We start from the raw sequence: 22,992 nt of genomic DNA, 5'->3' as shown, positions 1-22,992 counted from the left end.
TCAGCGTGAGAGGCCTATTGGGCTTAAAGAATGGCTGCGTCCAACACTTCCACCCAGTGCTTGACTGGTGTGGCCGTGCCGCTTTGCAAGTGCTGGATGCAGCCAATGTTGGCCGAGACGATGACCTGTGCGCCCAAAGGCTCCAGGTTCTGCAGCTTGCGGTCGCGCAACTGGGTGGACAGCGTGGGCTGCAGCACCGAGTAGGTGCCCGCCGAGCCGCAGCACAAATGGCTTTCGGACCCGGCGATTTGCACGGTAAAGCCCAGCGCCCCCAGGTGCTTCTCCACCCCGCCGCGCAGCTTTTGGCCATGTTGCAGGGTGCAGGGCGGGTGGAACGCCAAGTGCTGAGATGGGCTGTCGGCACCGACCTTGACCTTGTCGCGCAGGGCTTCCACCAGATCGGGCAGCAGCTCGCTCAGGTCGCGGGTCAGTTCGCTGATAAGGGCGGCCTTGTGGGCATAGGCCGGGTCGGCGGCCAGGGCGTGGCCGTAGTCCTTGACCATCACGCCGCAGCCGCTGGCGTTCATCACGATGGCCTCGGGCTTCTGGGCCTGCAGCAGCGGCCACCAGGCGTCGATGTTGCGACGCATGTCGTCCAGGCCACCCGCGTGGTCGCCCAGGTGGCTGCGCAGGGCGCCGCAGCAACCGGCCTTGTCGGCTACCAGGGTCTGGATGCCTGCGGCGTCCAGCACGCGGGCGGTGGCGCTGTTGATGTTGGGCATCATGGCGGGCTGCACGCAGCCGGTCAGCATCAGCACCTTGCGGGCATGCTCGCGGGTGGGCCAGGGCCTGGCGGGGGCCGAGACGGGCACTTTTTTCTTCAGCACCGGGGGCAGCAGCGGGCGCAGTGCCTGGCCGGTCTTCATGGCCGGGGCAAACAGCGGCGAGGTCAGGCCTTCCTTGAGCAGCCAGCGGGCGGCTTTTTCCAGCGTGGGGCGCTCTACCCGGGCGTCGACGATGCGCCGCCCGATGTCCACCAGCTGGCCGTATTCCACGCCGCTGGGGCAGGTGGATTCGCAGTTGCGGCAGGTCAGGCAGCGGTCCAGGTGCAGCTGGGTGCTGCGGGTGACCTCGGCCCCTTCCAGCACCTGTTTCATCAGGTAGATGCGGCCCCGCGGGCCGTCCAGCTCGTCGCCCAGCAGCTGGTAGGTGGGGCAGGTGGCGGTGCAGAAGCCGCAGTGCACGCATTTGCGCAAAATCGCCTCGGCGGCCTGGCCGTCGGCGGTGTTCTTGAATTCAGGCGAGAGATTGGTTTGCATAGTTCACAGGCCTGGATAGAGGCGACCGGGGTTGAAGATCCCCCGGGGGTCGAAGGCGGTTTTCAGGCCCTTATGGATGCGCTGTAGCGGGGCGGACAGCGGCGTGAAGATCTGCGCCCGCGGCGCGGCGGCGTGGAACAGCGTGGCATGGCCGCCTGCCTGGGCCGCTGCGGCGCGCACCTGTTTGGCCGTGGCAATGCCGCGCAGCCAGCGCTGGGCCCCGCCCCATTCGATGAACTGCACGCCCGGCAGGTCCAGCGGCGGGGTGGTGGCGGGCACCGAGAGGCGCCACAGTTGCTCACCCTTGGCCAGCTGCGTGTTGTCGAGGCGGAAGAAGGCATGCTGGTGGTCGCGCACGCTGTCCCACCAGCTGGCGGCGATTTCCCGCTCCACCACCGTGCCGCCTAATGTGGCGCAGGCCGCGGTGACGGCGGCCTGCGCCCCCGCCAGCCGCAGGTGCAACTGGCCGTGGTGCCAGGCGCTGGCATTGATGGGCAGGGGCTGGCCAGCCCAGGCGCTGAGTTGCTTGAGTGCGGCGGCTTCGTCCATGGCAAACACCTGCGTGGCGGTGGCGGTGGCGATGGGCAATACCTTGAGCGACACCTCGCAGAGGACCCCCAGCACGCCCAGCGACCCGGCCATCACCCGCGACACGTCGTACCCGGCCACGTTCTTGATCACCTGGCCGCCAAAGGCCAGCACCTCGCCCTGGCCGTTGAGCACCGTGGTGCCCAGCACGTAGTCGCGCACGCAGCCCACGGCGGCGCGCGACGGGCCGGACAAACCTGCGGCCACCATGCCGCCCACCGTGCCGTCCGGGCCGAAACGCGGCGGCTCGAAGGGCAGGCACTGGCCTTTTTCGGCCAGCCGGGCTTCCAGTTCGGCCAGGCGGGTGCCCGCCCGCACGGTGACCACCAGCTCGGTGGGTTCGTAGCTGCTGATGCCGTTTAAAGGGCGCATGTCCAGCACCTCGCCGTGGGCCATTTCGCCGTAGAAATGCTTGGTGTTGCCGCCCTGGATGTCCAGGGGCTTGGTGGCGCTGCGCACCTGGTCGATCAGGCGCTGTAAAACGGGGTCTTGGGTGGTCATCAGAACCTTGGCAAATGGGGGAAGGGCAGCATGCCGCGCAGCACGGTGAGCTTGCCGTATTCGGCGCAGCGCTGCAGGGTGGGGATGACTTTGCCGGGATTCAGCAGCTCCACCGGGTCAAAAGCACGTTTGAGGGCAAACATCTGCTCGCGCTCGGGCGCGCTGAACTGCACGCACATGGAGTTGAGCTTTTCCACGCCCACGCCGTGCTCGCCGGTGACGGTGCCGCCCAGGCGCACGCTGGTTTCCAGAATGTCGGCGCCAAACAGTTCGCAGCGGTGCAGTTGGTCGGGGTCGTTGGCATCGAACAGGATCAGCGGGTGCAGGTTGCCGTCGCCCGCGTGGAATACATTGGCGCAGGCCAGGCCGTACTGCGCCTCCATGGCCTCGATGGCGCGCAAAATTTCGGCCAGCTTCTTGCGCGGAATGGTGGAGTCCATGCACATGTAGTCGGGGCTGATGCGGCCAGAGGCCGGAAAAGCGTTTTTGCGGCCGCTCCAGAACTTCAGGCGCTGGGCCTCGTCGCGGCTGATGGCGATGCCGGAGGCACCGTTGGCCTCCAGCACGCTGCGCATGTGGTTGATTTCTTCTTCCACCTCTTCCAGCGTGCCGTCGCTTTCGCACAGCAGGATGGCGGCGGCGTTCAGGTCGTACCCGGCGTGCACAAAGTCTTCTACGGCGGCGGTCATGCGCTTGTCCATCAGCTCCAGCCCGGCGGGGATGATGCCTGCGGCAATCACGCTGGCCACGGCGTTGCCTGCGGCCTCGACCGTGTCAAAGCTGGCCATGATGCAGCGGGCGATCTGCGGCTTGGGGATGAGCTTGACGGTGACCTCGGTGGCCACGGCCAGCATGCCCTCGCTGCCGATGATGAGCGGCAGCAGGTCCAGGCCGGGCACGTCCAGCGCCTCCGAACCGAATTCCACCGCCTCGCCGTCCACGGTGAAGCCGCGCACCCGCAACACGTTGTGCAGGGTGAGGCCGTACTTCAGGCAGTGCACGCCGCCGGAGTTTTCGGCCACGTTGCCGCCGATGGTGCAGGCGATCTGGCTGCTGGGGTCGGGGGCGTAGTACAGGCCATGGGGCGCGGCCGCCTCGCTGATGGCCAGGTTGCGCACGCCGCACTGCACGGTGGCGGTGCAGGCCAGCGGGTCCACATCCAGGATGCGGTTGAACTTGGCCAGCGACAGCGTCACGCCCAGGGTGTGCGGCATGGCCCCGCCCGACAAACCCGTGCCTGCGCCGCGGGCCACCACGGGCACGTTGAGGCGGTGGCAGATCTGCAGCACCGCCGCCACCTGGGCCTCGGTTTCGGGCAGCACCACCACCAGCGGCTGGGCGCGGTAGGCGGTGAGGCCGTCGCACTCATAGGGCGTGGTGTCTTCGGGACGCGACAGGATGGCGTGGTGGGGCAGGGCGGCGGCCAGGGCGTTGGCCACCTCGGCACGGCGGCTGAGCACCTGGGGGCGGTCTTCGAGGGTGGAGGTGTGCATAGTGTGTAGGGGCGGCGGGTGGGAGACTATAAGCACCGCAGACCGTCGCGCGAGCTGAAATTTCTGGTGGCAGGCGTTGCAGAAATCTACCGCGGTGCCTGGCCTGTTTCCTGCTTTACAGGCGCATTCCTCCATTTACCTGAGAGTCCGCCGATGTCGCCTACCTTGCCAGACCCCGTAGAAGAACGCCTGCCCGCCTCGCAGCTCACCGCTCTGGGCCTGCAGCACGTGCTGGTGATGTATGCCGGTGCCGTGGCCGTGCCGCTGATTGTGGGCCGCGCGCTCAAGCTCAGCCCGGAGCAGGTGGGCATGCTGATTTCGGCCGATCTGTTTTGCTGCGGCCTGGTGACGCTGATCCAGGCGCTGGGGGCCACGCAGTGGTTTGGCATCCGGCTGCCGGTGATGATGGGCGTGACCTTTGCGTCGGTGGCCCCCATGGTGGCCATGGCCAACAGCTTTCCCGGGCCCGAGGGGGCAGGGCTGGTGTTTGGTTCGGTGATCGGCGCAGGCGTGGTGTCTATTGTGATTGCGCCGTTGGTGAGCCGCCTGCTGCGGTTTTTTCCGCCGGTGGTCACCGGAACCATCATCGCGGTCATTGGCATCAGCCTGATGCGCGTGGGCATCAACTGGATTTTTGGCAACCCGTTTGGCCCCACTGCGCCCAGCGTGGTGAACCCCGACCACGCCCAGTGGCTGGCCAACGCCGCCGCCGTGGCCACCGCACCCGGCTCGCCGCTGCCGCCGGTGCCCACCGGCCTGGCCATTGCGCCCAGCGTGCCCAATCCCAAGTACGCCAACCTCACCGGCGTGGGCATTGCCGCCCTGGTGCTGGTGACGATTTTGTTGATCGCCAAGTACGCCAAGGGCTTTTTTGCCAACATCTCGGTGCTGCTCGGCATTGTGGCGGGTGGGGTGGTGGCTAGCGCGCTGGGGCTGATGACCTTTGAAAAGGTGGGCAAGGCCGCCTGGTTTGACCTGGTGCTGCCGTTCGAGATCGCACTGCCGGTGTTCGACCCGGTGTTGATCCTGACCATGTCGCTGGTGATGGTGGTGGTGATGATCGAGTCCACCGGCATGTTTCTGGCGCTGGGCGACATGACCGGGCGCCGGGTGGACCAGGCCGCGCTCACCCGCGGCCTGCGCACCGATGGCCTGGGCACGCTGATCGGCGGCATCTTCAACACCTTCCCCTACACCAGCTTTTCGCAAAACGTGGGGCTGGTGGCGGTGACCGGGGTGAAGAGCCGATTTGTCTGCGTGGCCGGGGGCTTGCTGCTGATCTTATTGGGCCTGTTGCCTAAGATGGCGGCGCTGGTCGAATCCCTGCCCACGGTGGTGTTGGGCGGCGCGGGGCTGGTGATGTTTGGCATGGTGGCTGCCACCGGCATCCGCATCCTGGGCGGGGTGGACTTCAAAAGCAACCGTTTCAATGCGCTGATCGTGGCCATTTCCATCGGTGTCGGCATGGTGCCGCTGATTGCACCCAACTTCAAACAGTGGATGCCGCACGGCCTGCATCCGTTGATTGAGTCCGGCATCTTGCTGGCATCCATCGCGGCGGTGGCGTTGAACCTGTATTTCAATGGCGCCAAGGGCGGGGCCGAAGAGGCTATTGCCGCCGCCAAGATGGTCGACGCACATTGACCGACGTTGATACTCCTGAAAAGTAATGACCGAGCTCCCTCGTGCAGACATAACGCTCTCCTTCCAGGAACACCGCAGAACTGGCTTTGCCAGGCTGCTGGTGTTGCCCCCTGCAAGGGGGTTGGCGAAAGATGCGAAGCACTGCAGCCTGGGGGTGTGCAAATTTACTCCTGAAAAAATAGCTGCTCACGCTTAATTAATAAGCGTGAGCAGCTATTTTTATGCCTTGAATTTTGGTTTAAAAATATAGCAATCAGCTACCGGGCGAGGTGCCTGCATGCGGGTTGGTTTGTACGGGGGCCGCAGCGGTGGCACCCGGATGGCCCCACCAGTCTTTGGGATCGGTGAAGGTGACCCGGCAGCCGGTGCAGCGGTACACGCCGGTGGGCATGAGGGCGCCGCTGGCATCGCGGCCAATCACGGGCTGGTAGCTGGTGGCACCGCATTGGCTGCATTTGTAAATCGTTTTGTAATGCGTCATGGTGCGGGTAATGTAAATGCATACAGGCTGACTCTGCGTCCCACGGCTGTAAAGCCTGGGGTCAAGGGGGTGACACCGGCAGCACCGGCAGCACCGGCACAAACGGTGCAAATTTGCTGCGCTTCAGGCTGAAAAACGCCTTCACGTTGCGCACATTCGCATCGCTGGTGAACAGGCGCTGCGCCAGCGCCAGGTAGCCCGGCATGTCGTGCGCAAACACCACCAAGCAGAAATCAGGCCCGGGCGACACGCGGTAGCACTGCTGCACCGCCTCATCCAAGGCCACCCGCAGCTCGAAGGCGGCCAGCCGCTCCTCGTCCTGCCGGTCCAGCGTGATCTCGATGATGGCGGTCAGGCCGTGGCCCTGCTGCACCGCCAGCCGGTCGGCGCTCAAAATCGCCACCTGCCGCTCGATCAGCCCCGCCTCCACCAGCCGCTTGACCCGCCGCAGGCAGGTGGGGGCGGACACATGCACCAACTCGGCCAGGGCCAGGTTGCTCAGCGACGCATCCACTTGCAGCTGGTGCAGCAGGCGCAGGTCGGTACTGTCTAGGTCTATTTGTTCCATAAATTAAATGTATGTGTAATTTAATTTCTTGTGTTTGTGATTGAGAAATTAAACTGCAAATAACGTGAAATATTGAAACCTTTGGGATGGTGGTGCGGCTTAACATCCGCTCACTCAACAAACTCGGAGTTTTCTATGTGTGGCATCGTTGGCGCAGTCTCTACCCGCAATATCGTCCCTATCTTGGTCCAGGGCCTGCAACGGCTGGAATACCGGGGCTATGACTCGTGCGGCGTGGCCATCCAGGACAACGGCCAGATGACGCAAAACACCGGTGCCCTGCGCCGCGCCCGCAGCACCTCGCGCGTGGCCGAGCTGATGGCCCAGGTGGCCGAGGACCACATCGAAGGCGGCACCGGCATTGCCCACACCCGCTGGGCCACCCATGGCGCACCGGCGGTGCACAACGCCCACCCCCATTTCAGCCACGGCCCCGGCGCCAATTCATCCGACCGCCCCGGCCGCATCGCCCTGGTGCACAACGGCATCATCGAAAACCACGACGAACTGCGCGCCGCCCTGCAAGCCAAGGGCTACGTGTTTACCAGCCAGACCGACACCGAGGTCATCGCCCACCTGGTCGATAGCCTGTACAACGGCGACCTGTTTGAAGCCGTGAAAGCCACCGTGCTGCAACTGCGCGGCGGCTATGCGATTGCGGTGTTCAGCAAGGACGAGCCGCACCGCATCATCGGCGCGCGTGCCGGTTCACCCCTGATCCTGGGCGTGGGCCAGGGCGAGATCTTCCTGGCCAGCGATGCGATGGCCCTGGCCGGTGTGACCGACCAGATCGTCTACCTGGAAGAGGGTGACGTGGTGGACGTGCAACTGGGCAAATACTGGATCGTGGACAAGGCCCACAAGCCCGTCATCCGCAGCGTCAAAACCGTGCTGGCCCACAGCGGCGCGGCCGAACTCGGCCCGTACCGCCACTACATGCAGAAAGAGATCTTCGAGCAGCCCCGTGCCATCGGCGACACGCTGGAAGGCGTGACCTCCATCGTGCCCGGCCTGTTCGACGGCCCTAACGGCGGTGATGCCGCCAAAGTGTTTGCCGACATCGACTCGGTCCTCATCCTGGCCTGCGGCACCAGCTACTACAGCGGCTGCACCGCCAAGTACTGGCTGGAATCCATCGCCAAGGTGCCCACCCAGGTGGAGATTGCCAGCGAATACCGCTACCGCGACTCGGTGCCCAACCCCAAGACCCTGATCGTCACCATCACCCAGTCTGGCGAAACCGCCGACACCCTGGCCGCCCTGCGCCACGCCCAAGGCCTGGGCGTGCAGCACACGCTGACGGTCTGCAACGTCTCCACCTCGGCCATGGTGCGCGAGTGCGAGCTGGCCTACATCACCCGTGCGGGCGTCGAGATCGGCGTGGCCTCCACCAAGGCCTTCACCACCCAGCTGGCGGGCTTGTTCCTGCTGACCCTGGCCCTGGCCAAAACCAAGGGCCGCCTGAGCGCCGAAGAAGAAGCCGAGCACCTCAAAGCCATGCGCCACCTGCCCGCTGCGCTGCAAGCAGTGCTGGCGCTGGAGCCCCAGCTCATCGCCTGGGCCGAAGACTTCGCACCGAAAGAAAACGCCCTGTTCCTGGGCCGCGGCCTGCACTACCCCATCGCCCTGGAAGGCGCGCTCAAGCTCAAGGAAATCACCTACATCCACGCCGAAGCCTATGCCGCAGGCGAGCTCAAACACGGCCCCCTGGCCCTGGTGACCAGCGAGATGCCCGTGGTGGCCGTGGCCCCCAACGACACGCTGATCGAAAAGCTCAAGAGCAACCTGCAAGAAGTCCGCGCCCGCGGCGGCGTGCTCTACGTGCTGGCCGATGCCGACTCCCACATCGCCAGCGGCGAAGGCCTGCACGTGATCCGCATGCCCGAACACTACGGCGCGCTGTCGCCCCTGCTGCACGTGGTGCCACTGCAATTGCTGGCGTACCACACGGCGTGTGCGCGGGGGACCGATGTGGACAAACCGCGGAATTTGGCGAAGAGCGTGACCGTCGAATAACGGGCGGCCTTGGGGTCTGGTTGCGTCAGCGCCAGGCCGCCCGCACCCGATCCCGCACCTGCATCACCGCTCCCGTCGCTTGCGTGGATCCTGGGGTGCCCGGTGGTGCCGATGGCCAGCTGATGCGCTCGAATCCTGGCAGCATGGCCGCCGTGATAAACCGCGTGCGCAGCGCATACACATGCCGGTCCCCGCTGGTGCGCTGCTGGGTCACATAGAACCGGTGCGGCTGCATTACGTGCAAATAGTCCCGCGCTCGCGTCATGGCCACATACAGCAGGCGCCGTTCCTCTTCGATGTCGGCGCTGTGGCCGGTGGCCATGTCGGACGGTATGCAGCCATCCACCGCGCGCAGCACAAACACCGCTTTCCATTCCTGTCCCTTGGCCGAGTGGATGGTGGACAGCGTGGTGTAGTCCTCGTCCCGGCTCGGTACGCCGGACTGGTCGCTGGTGGCATCGGGCGGGTCCAGCGTCAGGTCGGTCAGAAAGCGCTCAGCGCTGGCATAGCCACTGGCCATGCGCTCCTGGTTCTCGATATCGGCGCGCCGCGCGTCGGCATCGTCGTGCAGGCGCTCCAGGTGGGGAAGGTACCACTGCTTGGCCAGCGCCATATCGGCGGGCCATGCCAACTGTGGATGGCGCAGGCTCCGGTACAAGGTGGCGAAGGCTTGCCATTCCAGCTTGGCGCCGCCGGGTGGCTCAAAGGTGTCGAGCACCGCCTGTGGGTGGGTGGACTGCGCCATGGCATCCAGTAGCCGCGTGGCCGTGACCGCGCCGATACCCGGAATCAGCTGCGTGACCCGCATGCCTGCCAGCCGACCCCGTGGGTTCTGGGCGAAACGCAAAATGGCCAGCATGTCTTTCACGTGGGTGGCCTCCAGGAATTTGAGGCCCCCGAATTTCACGAACGGGATGCCGCGCCGCGTCAGTTCCAGCTCCACCGCTGCGCTGTGCGACGAAGTGCGGAACAGCACCGCCTGGGACTTCAGGCGCAGACCGGCTTCGCGGTGGGCCAGTATCTGGTTGGCAACCCAGCGCGCCTCGTCGGCTTCGTCGGGCACCAGCACCAGTTGGGGCTTGGTGCTGGACATCTTGTCGGTCCACAAGGTCTTGGCGTGGCGCTCCCGCGCCTGGGCGATGACCGCGTTGGAGGCTTCCAGGATGGGCTGCGTCGACCGATAGTTGCGCTCCAGAGTGACGACGCGGGCTACTTGTCCTATGGGCCCCGCTTGCCCCGTCTGACCGAACTGGTGCGGGAAGTCCAGGATGTTGCGTACCGTGGCACCGCGGAAGGCGTAGATGGATTGGGCATCGTCGCCGACCACGGTGACACCGGCACCATCGGGCTTCATGCCCAGCAGGATCGCCGCCTGCAGCCGGTTGGTGTCCTGGTATTCGTCGACCAGCACGTGGTCGAAGCGCTGGCCCAGTTCGGCCGCCAATACCGGCTCGGAGGCCATTTCTGCCCAGCACAGCAGCAGGTCGTCGTAGTCCAGCACGTTTTGCGTTTGCTTGGCTTCCACATAGCTGCGGAACAGGGTTTTGAGTTCACTTTCCCAGGCGGCACACCAAGTGAAGGTCGAGGCCAGCACTTCCGCCAGCGACCCCTGCGTGTTCACTACCCGCGAGTAGATGGCCAGGCAGGTGCCCTTTTGCGGAAACCGGTTCTTCGTGGCCGACAGGTTCAAGTCGTGGCGTACCAGCCCGAGCAAGTCTTCGGAATCGCTACGGTCATGGATGGTGAAGGCCTCATCCAGTCCGATGCGCAGCGCATATTCGCGCAGCAGGCGCGCGCCCACACTGTGGAAGGTGCCCGACCAGGGGAGGGCTGGCACAGGCGCCGTAGGCAGGCGGGCCGCAAAGGAAGAGGTCGCCCCGCTGGCTTTCAGAACCCGACCCACAACGCTGGCCACGCGGCGCTCCATTTCGACGGCGGCCCGGCGTGAGAACGTCAGCAGCAGGATGCGTTGGGGATCGGCACCGTGCAGAATCAAGTTGGCCACCCGGTGGGCCAAGGTATTGGTTTTGCCCGACCCCGCGCCGGCGATGACCAGCAAGGGTCGGGTGTCGCTGGCCTGGTCACCCAGGCCGTGGCGCACGGCATCCTGCTGGGCCGGGTTCAGCTCAGCGAAGGGATCAACAGGGGAGGGCAACACGGTGGACATAGGCACATCGTTAACTGCCTGTACTGTATATGAATCCAGTTTCTACCGGCTTTGAAGAGGTGAAGGGACGATGCTATGGCCATTTTGGTAGGCACTGCATCCTGGACGGACCAGTCCTTGGTGGCGTGCAAGCGTTTCTATCCGCGCGGTGTGCACAGCGCCGAAGACCGCTTGCGGTTTTACGCCTCGCAGTTCCCGACCGTGGAGGTGGATTCCAGCTACTACGCCATGCCCACTGCGCACAACGCGCAGCTGTGGGCAGACCGAACTCCCGAAGGGTTCGTGTTCAACGTGAAGGCGTTTCGGCTGTTCACGGGCCACCAAACCTCGCCGCTGATGCTGCCCAGGGACATCCAGGCGGCCTTGCCTGCGACACGGCGCCCTAACGTGTACTACCGTGAATTGCCGGGTGAACTGGTGGATGAACTTTGGCTGCGCTTTGTGGGCGCACTGGAGCCGTTGCAGCGCGTGGGCAAACTGAAGGCCGTGCATTTTCAGTTTCCGCCCTGGATCCAGCGCAATCGCTCGGGCCATGCCCACGTACGCGAGTGTGTGCAGCGCATGGCTGGGTATCTGGTTGCGGTGGAGTTTCGGCACGCGTCCTGGTTTGAGGGGGAGGCCCGGCAAGCGACACTGGATTTTGAGCAGGCGCTCGGCGTGGTCCACACCGTGGTGGACGGTCCGCAAGGGTTTGACAACAGCGTACCGGCCATCTGGCAAGCCACCCATCCGGAGCTGGCCATCGTGCGGTTGCATGGCCGCAACCAGGCGTCCTGGAACCAGAAAGGGCACGCGGCATCTTCGGATCGCTTCAACTACGACTACCCAGCGGCAGAGCTGGCCAGTCTGGTGCCTCCCATCCAGCAACTGGCCGCCCACATTGGCACCGTTCAGGTGGTGTTCAACAACAATATGGAAGACCAAGGTCAGAGGAATGCGCGCACCCTGATGGAAATGCTGGGTGTGTCCGGTGGCACGGGATCGACGCGGATGCCGTCGTTGTTCGACTGAGGAGCCGTGCCGCCAGCCCGGTGGGCCCGCATCTCAGCCCAATTGGCGCTGTACATGCCTGAGCAAGCCCTCGCAGGCGTCCTCCACCAGGTCCAGCACTTCCTCAAACCCGCGCTCGCCACCGTAGTAGGGGTCTGGCACCACTGGGCTGTCGTGGCTTTCGCAGAACTCGGTCAGGCGGCGGATCTTGGGGTGGTGGCGGGGTGGGCTTTCGCTTTGCGCGAGGGCCAGGTTGTCCCAGTCCATCACCAGGATCAGGTCGTGCACTTCAAAGTCGGCATCCAGGATCTGCCGTGCCCGCAAGCGTGACAAGTCGTAGCCTCGCCGGGACGCATGGGCCTGGGAGCGGCTGTCTGGTGGGCTGTTGGGGTGGTAGTTGTGGGTGCCTGCGGAATCCACCTGGATGCGATGGCCCAGGCCGAGCGCGTGCACCTTGTGCTGGAACACGCCGTGGGCGGTTGGGCTGCGGCAGATGTTGCCCATGCAGACAAAAAGAACAGAGTAGGTTTTCATGGTCAAGCGGATCGGAATGGAAGGTCAGGGCCACGCCCAGGCGAACGGTAGCAGAGTCCTGGAGGCGGTCTTGCCATCGCCGCTTGTCTGGCTGCGTGGGGTCTGGGTCGACCGCCTCAGCTGCTCCAGCACAAGACCTGGAGCCTGGCGGTGGAGTGGTGTTCAGATCGCCCCTTTCTCCACCTTTGCCACCAGCGGATCAAACACCGCCACCGCGTTGCGCCCCTTTTCCTTGGCGGCGTAGCAGGCGGCGTCGGCGGCGCGCAGTACGTCGGCTACGGTGGTGTAGCTGCCGTCCACCGCCACCAGGCCGATGCTGGTGCTGACGCTGAAGCTGTGGCCTTCCCAGGGCAGGCGGTAGGCTTCCACGGCGGTGCGCAATTTTTCACCGATCTCCAGCGCCTGTTCCAAAGGGCAACTGCCAAGGAAGATGGCGAACTCATCTCCGCCCAGGCGGGCCACGGTGTCGGTCTGGCGCACCTGGGCGGCCAAGGTCTGGGCCACATCGCGCAGCAGGGCATCGCCCGCCGCGTGGCCGCCGGTGTCGTTGACCTGTTTGAAGCGGTCCAGGTCGATGAACATGGCGCAAAAGGGCACGCTGCCTGCGCGGTCGGTGGCGCGGGCCAGCAGGGCTTCGAAGGCCGGGCGGTTGGCCAGGCCGGTGAGTGCATCGTGGCTGGAGGTCCAGGCCAGGCGCTCCCGGTGTTCGCGCGAGGCGGTGATGTCTTCCACGGTCCAGATCGTGCCTTGCGTGCGGTCGCCTGGCACCACGGCGCGGCCCCGCATACGGGCCCAAAACAGCGCGCCCGAGCCGCGCATCAGCTCCACCTCGCCTTCGAAGGCACCGTGTTGCATGAAGGCCGGGTGGGCCCGTGCCGACAGGGCCTGGTAGGCCTCGGCAGACGGGTGGATTTTCAGGGTGGGCTGGCCCACCAACTGGAGTTTGTCGAGTTCGAAAATCTGGCAAAACTGGCTGCTCACCAGTTCGAAATGGCCGCTGCGGGTCAGGGTGATGCCGACCTCGGCATGGTTCAAGACGGCGGCCAACTTGGCCAGCAGCGCTTGGGTTTCGCTCTGCTTTTGCTTGCGCTGTTCGACCACCTGCTGGAACGCAAGCGCCAATTGACCGACTTCGCCGCGGTCGCTTGGCCAGGCCTCGGTGTCGTCCGCCCCTTCGGACAGCATTTTTTCAGCCCGTTCGCGCAGATCGGAAATAGGGCGGGTGAGATGCCACGCCATGGCACCGGCCAGCATGGCGACCAGCAGGCCCACCCCAGCGGCGGCCCTCCAGGCGGTGGCCTGGGCGGCTTGCACGGGTTGCATGGCGACTGCCAGCGGGGTCAGCCGAACCAGCATCCATGGCGAGCCGGGGATACCGGCCATGGTCACCAGGTGGCCCTGGTCCAGGACGACGGTTCCAGTGGTGTCGATCGGGCCTCCCTGGACCTGCCAGCGCTGGAACAGGCCCTCCAGGCCCGGTTCGTTGGCGGCATTGCCCATCAAACGGGCGGGATTGGTATGCGCCAACAGCACTCCAGCGCGGTCCATGATGAGAACGCGTGAACCATCCTGGCTGGGGATGCGGGTCACCTCTGAAAACAGGCTGCTGGATTGGAGCCGCACAGCGCCAGCAATCACCCCGGTCACGTGGTGTTGGGCATCCCGCGTGGGGGTGGCGATGATCACCACCGGTGCCTTAATCACCTTCGCTTGCAGCGGTTCGGAGATGACCGGTTCGTTGCTGACAAGCGCCTGCTGAAAATAGGCCCGCTCGGCAATATTGGGCAGAGGGGTGGAGCCGGCGTTTTGGCCAATACGTGCCAGCATCTGGCCGTCGGTACGGATGGCCAGCAGGTTTTCAAACAACGTACCCAAGGCGGGCTTACCCACCAGGAACTGCTGGACGGTCGCGGTGTCGTTCCACATGTCCGCAGGTGCCTGCTGTGCCACGGCCTGCAATGCGTCGCTGAGCATGCTCACCTTGGTGCCCAGAAGCGCGGCGGTTCGCTCGACATCGTTGCCTTCGTCTTGCATCAGCGAACGCTGGATGTCGGCCCGCGTAGTAACCAGCACCAATTGGGTGGTCACCAGGGCCGACAAGACGCCCGTGACCACCGCCATGGCCATGATCTTGAACTTGAGCGTATGGACCCAGCCAAAACGGTTGAGGGCATGGGATGGAGTCTGCATCGGGGCATAGTACCTTGGCACTTTGCGCCACGGCCTGCGGCCCCGTGGCGGGCAAAGAAGGGCTCGGTGGTCCCACCAAACCGAACGTCATAAATTCCTGGCGACAGGTTGCTATATTTTGTAGAGCTGCTTACGCTTATGTAATAAGCGTAAGGTGCCAATTTCTATGGTTTTTTAGATTCGCCTACGTAGGGCTCCCGCAGCAGATCGTCCTTGGCGATACCGGGGTTCTTGGCCCGGGCCAGTGGGTTCGGCAAAACCGCTGCTGCTACACTGAAAACCGTTAGCAGGTGTCCTGCAGCCCTTGGGCTGCGGATTAAACGGGAAGTTGGTGCGGATTTGTTCTTCCAGAACAGTCTTATGCCCACGCTGCCCCCGCAACGGTAAACAGGTCAACGCGAGGCCCAGGACTTTGTCCTCACCACTGTGCAACTGCATGGGAAGGTGGCCCCGCAGCAGAGTCTCCACTCTGCACCTGTGAGCCCGGAGACCGGCCTGTTGACTTAGCGTGACTTTGCGGTGGGCGAAGGTCAGCAGGCCCCTGCGCACCCCTGTCCTGGCTCGTCCAGGCACGGGCTTGACCGCGTCTCGCCTTCTGATCCCTTCTCCCGCCCCCAGCCACACCGTTCCATAACCACGCGGCGGGCGTGCAGGGGTCAACCATTTACTATTTTATTTATAGCTGCTCACGCTTATTCCATAAGCACAGGGTGGCTATTTGATGCCTAATATTTGCAATGCGCTGCTGGTGGCAGCGCCTGCCTCCGGCCAGGGTAAAACCACGGTGACGGCGGCGCTGGCCGCCTGGCATGTGGGCCAGGGCCGCCGGGTGCGCGTGTTCAAGACCGGGCCCGACTTCCTGGACCCCATGGTGCTGGAGCGCGCCAGCGGCCACCCCGTGTACCAGCTCGACCTGTGGATGGGCGGCGAGGCCCACTGCCGGGCGCTGCTGCACGCGGCGGCGTTGGACGCCGATGTGATCCTGGTCGAAGGTGTGATGGGCCTGTTCGACGGCACCCCCAGCAGCGCCGACCTGGCCCAGGCCCTGGGCCTGCCGGTGCTGGCGGTGATCGACGGCGCGGCCATGGCGCAGACCTTTGGCGCGCTGGCCCATGGCCTGAGCAGCTTCCGCCCCGGCCTGCAGTTCGCCGGGGTGCTGGCCAACCGCGTCGGCAGTGCGACGCACGCGCAGATGCTGCAGGACAGCCTGCCCGCCGGCCTGCGCTGGTGGGGCGCACTGCCGCGTTCGGCCGACTACGCGCTGCCCGAGCGGCACCTGGGCCTGGTGCAGGCCGCCGAAGTGGCGCAACTGGACCAGCGCATCGCTCTGGCCGCCCAGGCCATCGGTCCCAGTGCCGAGGGCATGGCCAGCCCGGTGCGGTTTGACCCCAGCCCGGCAGAACCCGTCCCCCCGCTGCTCGCCGGTGTGCGCATTGCAGTGGCGCGCGATGCCGCTTTCTCGTTCTTGTACGCCGCCAACCTGGACACGCTGCGTGCGCTGGGAGCCGAGCTGCACTTCTTCTCGCCCCTGGCCGATGCCCGCTTGCCCGACGCGCACAGCCTGTACCTGCCCGGCGGCTACCCCGAGCTGCACCTGGCGCAGCTCCACGCCAACCAGCCCATGCGCGCCGCCATCCAGGCCCACCACGCGGCAGGCAAACCCACCGTGGCCGAGTGCGGCGGCATGCTGGCGCTGCTGGACAGCCTGGCCGCGCACGACGGCAGCGCCGTGCCGATGTGGGGCCTGCTGCCGGGCACGGCGGCACTGCAAAAGCGCTTTGTCAACCTGGGCATGCACGCTGTCGACCTGCCCGAGGGGCGGCTGCGCGGCCACAGCTTCCACCATGCGCGCATGGACAGCGCCATGGCCCCTATGGCCACCACCCAGCCGCAGCGCCAAAGCGGCCAGGGCGAGCCGGTCTACCGCACCGGGCGGCTGCATGCCTCGTTCCTGCACCTGTATTTCCCCTCCAACCCCCCGGCCGTGGCGCGGCTGTTTGCGCCCAAGGAAAGCCATGTCCACTGAAATCGGAACCGTCTGGTTCGTCGGCGCGGGCCCGGGCGACCCGGAACTCATCACTGTCAAAGGCCGCGGCCTGGTGGAACGCGCCGGGGCCATTCTGTACGCGGGCTCGCTGGTTAGCGCAGCCGCGATGCGCTGGGCACCCGCCGACTGCGTGGTGGCCGACAGCAAGGAGATGACGCTGGAGCAGATGTCCTCCTGGCTCATCGCCCAGGCCGGGCGCTGCCAGACGGTGGTGCGCCTGCAAACCGGCGACCCCGGCCTGTACGGCGCCTTGATCGAGCTGGTGCAGCCGCTGGACGCGGCGGGCGTGCCGCTGCAGGTGGTGCCGGGCGTGTCGTCGGCCATGGCCAGCGCGGCGGCGGCGGTGGAAAGCCTGACCCTGCCCGAGGTGACGCAGACCGTGATCTTCACCCGTGTGGAAGGCCGCACGCCCATGCCCCCAGGCGAGTCGCTGGCAGCGCTGGCGGCGCACCACTGCACGCTGTGCATCTTTCTGAGCATCACGCTGCTGGGCAAGGTGGCCTCCGAGCTGCTGGCCGCAGGCTGGTCGCCCGACGCACCCGTGGTGGTGGTGCACAAAGCCAGCTGGCCAGGCGAGGAAAAGATCGTGCGCGGCACCGTGGCCACCATCCAGGCCCTGTGCCGCGAGGCCCGCATTGCCACCCAGTCCATGGTCATCGCCAGCCCCACCCTGGGTGCGCGCCAATGGACCACCCTGGCCAAGTCCAAGCTCTACGACGCCAGTTTCACCCACCGGTTTCGCCGCGCCAGCGTGCCTGCCGAGAACCTTACTTTGGAATCCCCATGACCCTAGACACCATTTTGCTGATCGGCCACGGCTCGCGTGAACAGTCGGGCAACGACGAGATTTTGGCCTTCGCCGAACACTGGCGGCAGCGCCAGCCGGGCTGGCGTATCGAGGTCTGCTTCATCGAGTTTTCCGACACCACCATGGGCGAGGGCCTGCGCCGCGCGGCGGCGGGCGCCCACCGCGTGGTGGTGGTGCCGCTGATTTTGAACGCGGCGGGCCACGTGAAGATGGACATTCCACAGGCCATCGACGGCGCGCGCCTGCAGTTCCCGCTGGTGCAGTTTTTGTACGCGCCGCACCTCACCGCCTGCGACCCGATTCTGGAGATCCTGCGCCGCCGCCTCAAGGGTGCGATGCAGGCGCTGGACATGCCCGACCCCACCACCACCGGCGTGGTGCTGCTGGGCCGGGGCTCGTCCGACCGCCAGGCCAATGGCGACATGGCCAAGATGGCGCGCTGGCTGATGGAAGAAACCGACCACGAGCTGGTGGACCTGGCCTTTACCGGCATCACCTACCCGCGCCTGGAAAAAGCCGTGCAGCGCCAGAGCCTGCTGGGTATGCGGCAGGTGGTGGTGCTGCCGTACTACCTGTTCAACGGCACGCTGGTGGAGCGCATCGCCCGCCAGGTGGCGCACCTGCAGGCCCAGTACCCCACGCTGCGCTTTATTGCGACGAAATACTTCGGTTTTGAGAAGGAAATTTTCGAACTGCTGGAGCAGCGGGTGATGGACCTGAAGCGCAACGCCCCGGCGGCGCTGATGCCCTGCGACGGCTGCAAGTTCCGCAGCTTTGCCGAGGAGCACGGCATGGGTGGCCACCACCACGATGGCGCGGCGCCGCACAGCCATGGGCCCGACCATCCTCACGAGCATGGCCATCCCCATGCGCACGACCACGCGCACCCCCACGGGCACGACCATGACCACGCCCGCATCTAAGGCCGCCAACGTCGTTACCGAGCAGCTCACTGCGGCCGGGCGCGCCATCGAGCACGATTCTTTCGCCGTGATCGACCGCGAGGTGCTGGCGCACGGCTACACGCCCACGCAGTGGCCCATCGTGCGCCGCATGATCCACGCGAACGCCGACTTTGACTTCAACGGCCTGACCGATTTCCACCCCACTGCGGTGGAGCAGGGGCTGGTCGCCATTCTGTCGCGCAGCACCCGCGTGGTGGCCGACGTGGAGATGATCTGCGTGGGCCTGTCGGCCCCGCGCCTGGGCCACTTTGGCATGCGCACGCACCAGTTCATCAGCGACCCGGATGTGATTGAAAGCGCCAAGGCCGAGGGCACGACCCGTGCGGTGCAGGCCATGCGCAAAGCCCACCGGCTGGGGCTGGTCGATGGCGCGATTGTGGGCATCGGCAATGCGCCCACGGCCCTGATCGAGATCGTGCGCCTGGTGCACGAGGAGGGGGCCCGGCCTGCGCTGGTGGTGGGCATGCCGGTGGGCTTTGTGTCGGCGGCGGAGTCCAAGGATCTGGTGGCGCTGGAAGTGGATGTGCCGTGGATCGTCATCCGGGGCCGAAAGGGCGGTTCGACCCTGGTGGTGGCGGCGATCCATGCGCTGCTGGGGTTGGCCGAGGCGCGGGAGTTGGCTGCGTGATGGGCGTTGTAGCCCATGGGGGTCGGATGCCCATTGCGCGCGGGCTGCTGGCGGGCGCAGAGAGATGCTTCTCGCATTGGGGCTCTGCCCCTTATGGGCGGGTTGGCGCTAACGGCGATCCCTGGCCGGGATGTGCGCCCGGCCAGGGATGCAAAAAGACCCCCACGCCATGCTGAAAAAAGACACCCCCCGCGGCACCCGCACCGGCTTCACCACCGGTGCGTGCTCCGCCGCGGCTGCGCGTGCTGCTGTGATCGGCCTGGCCACGGGCGCGGTGCCAACGGAGGTGGAGTGCCTGCTGCCCAATGGCGACCTGGTGACCTTTGCCGTGCTGGATGGCCGCGTGGACGGCCACACGGCCCACGCCATGGTCATCAAGGACGCGGGCGACGACCCGGACTGCACCGACAAGGCCCACCTCACCGCCGATGTGCGGGTGCTGCCGGACCACGCGGGCCAGGTGGTGTTGGCGGGGGGCGTGGGCGTGGGTACGGTGACCATGCCGGGGCTGGGCCTGGTGGTGGGTGGCCCGGCCATCAACCCGGTGCCGCGCCGCAACATCGAAGCCAATGTGCGGCTGGTGGGGGTGGCGCTGCTGGACGAGGTGGGGCTGGAAGTCTCCATCTCCGTGCCCCAGGGCGAAGAGATGGCCAAGAAGACGCTGAACGCGCGCTTAGGCATCCTGGGCGGCATCTCCATCCTCGGCACCACCGGCATCGTCAAGCCGTATTCCACCGCGGCCTACCGTGCCAGCGTGGTGCAGGGCGTGCAGGTGGCGGGCACCCTGGGCCATGGCGTGGTGGTGCTGACCACCGGTGGCCGCACCGAGAAATTTGTGATGGCCGAAATGCCGGAGCTGCCCGAACCCGCGTTTGTGCAGATGGGCGACTTCCTGCGCTACGCCATGGGAGCGGCGGTGAAGGCCGGGCTGAAAAAGGTCGTCATCGGCGGCATGGTGGGCAAGCTGACCAAGATCGCCCAGGGCGAAACCATCACCCACGCGGGCCGGGCCGAGGTGGATACCGGCCTGCTGGCCGACATTGCCGCCCGCATCGGCGCGCCTGCCGAGGTGTGCGAGGCCATCCGCGGCAACGAGACCGCCCGCTATGCCGGGGAGCGCATGGACGCGCTGGGCCTGGGCACCGCCTTCCATACCGCGCTGGCACACAAGGTCATCGAGACCCTGCGCACGCGCTACCCCGACCAATTTGAACTGCAGGTGCTCGTCTGTGATTTTGACGGCAAAAAAATAGCGGAGGCTTCTTGAGATTTGAACCCGTAATCGACAAATGCCGCATCGTCGGCGTGCTGGACGACGGCATTGCCAGCCTCAGTGCTAGCGCCTTGCAGCACCTGCAAGCGGCCCAGCTGGTGATTGGCGGCACGCGCACGCTGCAGCTGTTTGCCGACCAGATTGCCCCCGGTGCGCAGCAGCGCGACCTGACCGGCGCGCTGTCGCAGGTACCCGAGTGGATACGCGCCGCCCAGGCCGACGCCTTGCGCGTGGTGGTGCTGGCCACCGGCGACCCGCTGTGCCACGGCATTGCGGCGTATCTGGCCTCGCGCCTGTGCATCGAGGCCATCGAGGTGGTGCCCAACGTCTCCACCCTGCAACTGGCTTGCGCCCGTCTGGGCCTGCCGTGGCAGGAGATGAAGTTTGCCTCGGTGCATAGCCAGGACGCGGGCGACTGGGTGGCCGGGTCGCCGCCGGCCCACGGCCTGTACGCCCTGCTGCGCGACATCCGCCAGCACGACCGCCTGGCCATCCTCACCAGCCCGCACAACACGCCCGACCGCATCGCCCGCATGCTGGTCACCGAGGGCCTGGCCGATGGCTTCGAGATGGCCGTGGCCGAGCGCCTGTGCCAGCCTGGGGAGCGCATCGTCAGCGGCATGGCCATGAGCGCTGCGGCGCAGATGCCGTTTGCCGACCCGAACGTGGTGCTGCTGTGGCGTACCACGCTGCGCCCGCCGCAGGTGCTGTTCGGCCTGCCCGATGCCCGCTTTGAACAGCGCCACCCCGAGAAGGGGCTGATCACCAAGAACGAGGTGCGTGCCGTATCGCTGGCGCGCATGCAGTTGACTTCGCACAGCGTGGTGTGGGACATCGGCGCGGGCTCGGGTGCGGTGGGCCTGGAAGCCGCGCGCCTGTGCCGCCATGGCCACGTCTACGCCATCGAGAAGAACGCAGACGACTGCGCCATCGTGCAGCGCAACCGGCTGGCCATGGGCATCAGCAACCACGGCCTGCTGCACGGCAAGGCCCCCGAGGGCCTGCACGGTTGGGCCGACCCGGACGCGGTGTTCATCGGCGGCTCGGGTGGCGAGTTGGCCGAGCTGATTGCGCTGGTTCTGAAACGTTTGAAACCCCAAGGCTGGCTGGTAATGAATTTTGTGACGATTGAAAACCTGGGCGTGGCCGTGGCCAGCCTGAAAGCGCAGGGCGCCAGCTGGGACGTGCTGCAACTACAGGCCTCGCGCAGCAAACCCATCCTGCACATGCACCGCATGGCCGCCGAGAATCCGGTGTGGATTGTGTGCGCGCAAGCAGGAGCTTCGGCATGACACAGCCCGGCATGTTGTATGGCGTATCGCTGGGCCCCGGCGACCCCGGCCTGATCACCCGCCGCGCCTGGGCCCTGCTGGAGCGGCCCGGCACAGTGTGGACCTACCCGGTGCGCAGCCTGCGCAAGGAAAGCTATGCGCTGGACATCGCCGTGCGCGCCGGGTTGCCGCTGCCGCCCCGGCACCAGCCGCTGCTGTTTCCCATGACGCACGACGTGGAGAAGCTGGCCCGCCACTGGCTCAAGGCCGCCGAGACGGTGCAGGCGCTGCTGGCCACCGGGCAGGACGTGCTGTTTCTGGTCGAAGGCGATGCCTCCACCTACGCCAGCTTTGGTTACCTGGCCCGCGTGCTGCGCGGGCTGGATGCGCAGGCCCGCATCGAGGTGGTGCCCGGCGTCACCTCGTTCAACGCCGCTTGCGCCCAGTTGCAGATGCCGCTGTCGGAGCAGGACGACACCATCGCCATCGTGCCCGCGGCCTACGGCATCGCGGCGGTGGAGAAGATGCTGGACGACTTTGACACCCTGGTGCTGATGAAGGTCAAGCCGCTGCTGGACGAGCTGCTGGCGCTGCTGGCGCGGCGCGGCCTGCTGCAGCACAGCCGCTTCATCGAAAAAGCCGGTTCGCCGGTGGAGCGCATCGTGACCGACGTGGCCACGCTGCAGGGCACCACGGTCAACTATTTATCCCTGCTGCTGGTGAAGAACCCCGACCGCGTGCGCGGCGAACTGCAGCGCGGCTGCCGCAAGAAAACATCCACCGACACCGAAGAAGAGGAAACCCCCGCATGAACACCCCCGTCCGCGTCGCCCTAGTGGCCATCACCAAGCACGGAGCCCAGCAAACCGCCGATCTGGCCCGCCAGATGCCCGAGGCCAGCGTCTGTGTGGCCGACAAGTTTGCACCACTGATGGCTGGTTTATCCAACCCGGTGCGGGCCTACAGCGGCCCGTTCCGCGACGAGATCGGCGCGCTGATGGCCGACTTTGACCAGGTGGTGTTTTTCGTGTCGCTGGGGGCGGTGGTGCGCCTGATCGCCCCGCACCTGAAAAGCAAGGACGAAGACCCCGGCGTGCTGGTGGTGGACGACGCGGCGCAGTTTGTCATTCCGGTGCTGTCGGGCCATGTGGGCGGGGCCAATGCCATGGCCGAGCACGTCGCGGCCCTGCTGGGTGCCACTGCGGTGCTGACCACCGCATCCGACGTAGGCAAGACCATTCCCGTAGACATTCTGGGCCGCGAGCTGGGCTGGAAGGTGGAGGCACCCAAGATCAACATCACCCGCGTATCGGCCCATGTGGTGAATGGCGAGCCGATTGCGTTGGTGCAGGAAGCCGGCAGCCCGCACTGGTGGACCCGGCCCACGCCCTTGCCCGCCAACATCCACACGTTCACCCGCTTTGCCGATGTGGACCTGGCGCAATTCAAAGCCGTGCTGTGGATCACCGATGCCGAGGTGCCGGTGGAGCGCTGGACCGCGCTGCCCGAGCGCTTGGTAGTCTACCGGCCACCTTGCGCTGATGTGGCTTAGGTTTGTAGCTATGATTT

Annotated in this window: 19 protein-coding genes and 1 riboswitch; of the genes, 11 read left to right on the top strand and 8 right to left on the bottom strand. The window is 65.9% G+C overall.

Annotated features, from left to right (window positions below):
* Positions 1–23 precede the first annotated feature (23 nt).
* The 3 genes from glcF to AB3G31_RS17930 are packed head-to-tail and all read right to left on the bottom strand — an operon-like array spanning position 24 to position 3,841.
* A complete protein-coding gene (gene glcF, locus AB3G31_RS17940) occupies positions 24–1,259 on the bottom strand; it encodes a glycolate oxidase subunit GlcF (RefSeq protein ID WP_367847430.1) in 1,236 nt (411 codons plus the stop codon).
* A 3-nt stretch (positions 1,260–1,262) separates the two neighbouring features.
* On the bottom strand, positions 1,263–2,348 hold the full coding sequence (gene glcE / locus AB3G31_RS17935) for a glycolate oxidase subunit GlcE (protein WP_367847429.1): 1,086 nt from the start codon (positions 2,346–2,348) through the stop codon (positions 1,263–1,265).
* Complete coding sequence (locus tag AB3G31_RS17930; protein ID WP_367847428.1) at positions 2,348–3,841, bottom strand: FAD-linked oxidase C-terminal domain-containing protein; 1,494 nt, start codon at positions 3,839–3,841, stop codon at positions 2,348–2,350. The genes glcE and AB3G31_RS17930 overlap by 1 nt, the downstream gene beginning before the upstream one ends.
* Before the next feature lie 153 nt (positions 3,842–3,994).
* Here AB3G31_RS17930 and AB3G31_RS17925 point away from each other — a divergent pair, with 153 nt between their 5' ends.
* The gene (locus AB3G31_RS17925) at positions 3,995–5,485 is read left to right on the top strand and encodes a nucleobase:cation symporter-2 family protein (protein ID WP_367847427.1); all 1,491 of its coding nucleotides are present in this window, start codon (positions 3,995–3,997) and stop codon (positions 5,483–5,485) included.
* Positions 5,486–5,738: 253 nt separating this feature from the next.
* Here AB3G31_RS17925 and AB3G31_RS17920 read toward each other — a convergent pair whose 3' ends face one another.
* Entirely contained in the window at positions 5,739–5,966 is a 228-nt protein-coding gene (locus AB3G31_RS17920; protein WP_367847426.1) for a hypothetical protein, read from the bottom strand.
* Positions 5,967–6,027: 61 nt separating this feature from the next.
* Positions 6,028–6,534 carry an Lrp/AsnC family transcriptional regulator gene (locus tag AB3G31_RS17915; RefSeq protein ID WP_367847425.1) on the bottom strand — a complete coding sequence of 169 codons (507 nt, stop codon included), beginning with the start codon at positions 6,532–6,534 and terminating at the stop codon, positions 6,028–6,030.
* Between the two features lie 135 nt (positions 6,535–6,669).
* On the opposite strand from AB3G31_RS17915, the gene glmS reads away from it, so the two are divergent.
* Positions 6,670–8,550, top strand: a complete 1,881-nt coding sequence (gene glmS, locus AB3G31_RS17910; RefSeq protein WP_367847424.1) for a glutamine--fructose-6-phosphate transaminase (isomerizing) — start codon at positions 6,670–6,672, stop codon at positions 8,548–8,550.
* Between the two features lie 25 nt (positions 8,551–8,575).
* Here the strand turns inward: glmS and AB3G31_RS17905 are convergent, their stop codons facing one another.
* Complete coding sequence (locus AB3G31_RS17905) at positions 8,576–10,717, bottom strand: ATP-dependent helicase (RefSeq protein WP_367847423.1); 2,142 nt, start codon at positions 10,715–10,717, stop codon at positions 8,576–8,578.
* A gap of 75 nt (positions 10,718–10,792) precedes the next feature.
* Between AB3G31_RS17905 and AB3G31_RS17900 the strand changes: the two genes are divergently transcribed.
* On the top strand, positions 10,793–11,728 hold the full coding sequence (locus AB3G31_RS17900) for a DUF72 domain-containing protein (protein ID WP_367847422.1): 936 nt from the start codon (positions 10,793–10,795) through the stop codon (positions 11,726–11,728).
* A 33-nt stretch (positions 11,729–11,761) separates the two neighbouring features.
* Here the strand turns inward: AB3G31_RS17900 and AB3G31_RS17895 are convergent, their stop codons facing one another.
* The gene (locus AB3G31_RS17895; RefSeq protein ID WP_367847421.1) at positions 11,762–12,241 is read right to left on the bottom strand and encodes a low molecular weight protein-tyrosine-phosphatase; all 480 of its coding nucleotides are present in this window, start codon (positions 12,239–12,241) and stop codon (positions 11,762–11,764) included.
* A gap of 162 nt (positions 12,242–12,403) precedes the next feature.
* Positions 12,404–14,431, bottom strand: coding sequence for a diguanylate cyclase (locus tag AB3G31_RS17890; RefSeq protein WP_367847420.1), 2,028 nt, complete (start codon positions 14,429–14,431; stop codon positions 12,404–12,406).
* A 271-nt stretch (positions 14,432–14,702) separates the two neighbouring features.
* A riboswitch (cobalamin riboswitch) is annotated at positions 14,703–14,945 on the top strand.
* A gap of 207 nt (positions 14,946–15,152) precedes the next feature.
* Between AB3G31_RS17890 and AB3G31_RS17885 the strand changes: the two genes are divergently transcribed.
* The 8 genes from AB3G31_RS17885 (at position 15,153) to AB3G31_RS17850 (ending at position 22,975) form a co-directional block, all read left to right on the top strand.
* A complete protein-coding gene (locus tag AB3G31_RS17885) occupies positions 15,153–16,457 on the top strand; it encodes a cobyrinate a,c-diamide synthase (RefSeq protein ID WP_367847419.1) in 1,305 nt (434 codons plus the stop codon).
* Complete coding sequence (gene cobM / locus AB3G31_RS17880; RefSeq protein WP_367847418.1) at positions 16,447–17,265, top strand: precorrin-4 C(11)-methyltransferase; 819 nt, start codon at positions 16,447–16,449, stop codon at positions 17,263–17,265. Before AB3G31_RS17885 ends, cobM begins: the two co-directional genes overlap by 11 nt.
* Complete coding sequence (locus AB3G31_RS17875; RefSeq protein ID WP_367847417.1) at positions 17,262–18,209, top strand: sirohydrochlorin chelatase; 948 nt, start codon at positions 17,262–17,264, stop codon at positions 18,207–18,209. The genes cobM and AB3G31_RS17875 overlap by 4 nt, the downstream gene beginning before the upstream one ends.
* On the top strand, positions 18,190–18,879 hold the full coding sequence (locus AB3G31_RS17870; protein WP_367850379.1) for a precorrin-8X methylmutase: 690 nt from the start codon (positions 18,190–18,192) through the stop codon (positions 18,877–18,879). The genes AB3G31_RS17875 and AB3G31_RS17870 overlap by 20 nt, the downstream gene beginning before the upstream one ends.
* A 169-nt stretch (positions 18,880–19,048) precedes the next feature.
* Positions 19,049–20,146 carry a cobalt-precorrin-5B (C(1))-methyltransferase gene (locus tag AB3G31_RS17865; protein WP_367847416.1) on the top strand — a complete coding sequence of 366 codons (1,098 nt, stop codon included), beginning with the start codon at positions 19,049–19,051 and terminating at the stop codon, positions 20,144–20,146.
* Positions 20,143–21,444 carry a precorrin-6y C5,15-methyltransferase (decarboxylating) subunit CbiE gene (cbiE, locus tag AB3G31_RS17860; RefSeq protein ID WP_367847415.1) on the top strand — a complete coding sequence of 434 codons (1,302 nt, stop codon included), beginning with the start codon at positions 20,143–20,145 and terminating at the stop codon, positions 21,442–21,444. The genes AB3G31_RS17865 and cbiE overlap by 4 nt, the downstream gene beginning before the upstream one ends.
* Positions 21,441–22,235 (top strand): precorrin-2 C(20)-methyltransferase, encoded by a 795-nt coding sequence (gene cobI / locus AB3G31_RS17855; protein ID WP_367847414.1) that lies wholly within the window; start codon positions 21,441–21,443, stop codon positions 22,233–22,235. Before cbiE ends, cobI begins: the two co-directional genes overlap by 4 nt.
* Complete coding sequence (locus AB3G31_RS17850; RefSeq protein ID WP_367847413.1) at positions 22,232–22,975, top strand: cobalamin biosynthesis central domain-containing protein; 744 nt, start codon at positions 22,232–22,234, stop codon at positions 22,973–22,975. Before cobI ends, AB3G31_RS17850 begins: the two co-directional genes overlap by 4 nt.
* The last annotated feature ends 17 nt before the right edge of the window (positions 22,976–22,992 follow it).

Origin of the sequence: Rhodoferax sp. WC2427, assembly GCF_040822085.1 — a bacterium.
Taxonomy (GTDB): domain Bacteria; phylum Pseudomonadota; class Gammaproteobacteria; order Burkholderiales; family Burkholderiaceae_C; genus Rhodoferax_B.
The sequence above is the reverse complement of the archived record's forward strand: the minus strand, read 5'-3'. Positions and strand labels throughout refer to the sequence as shown.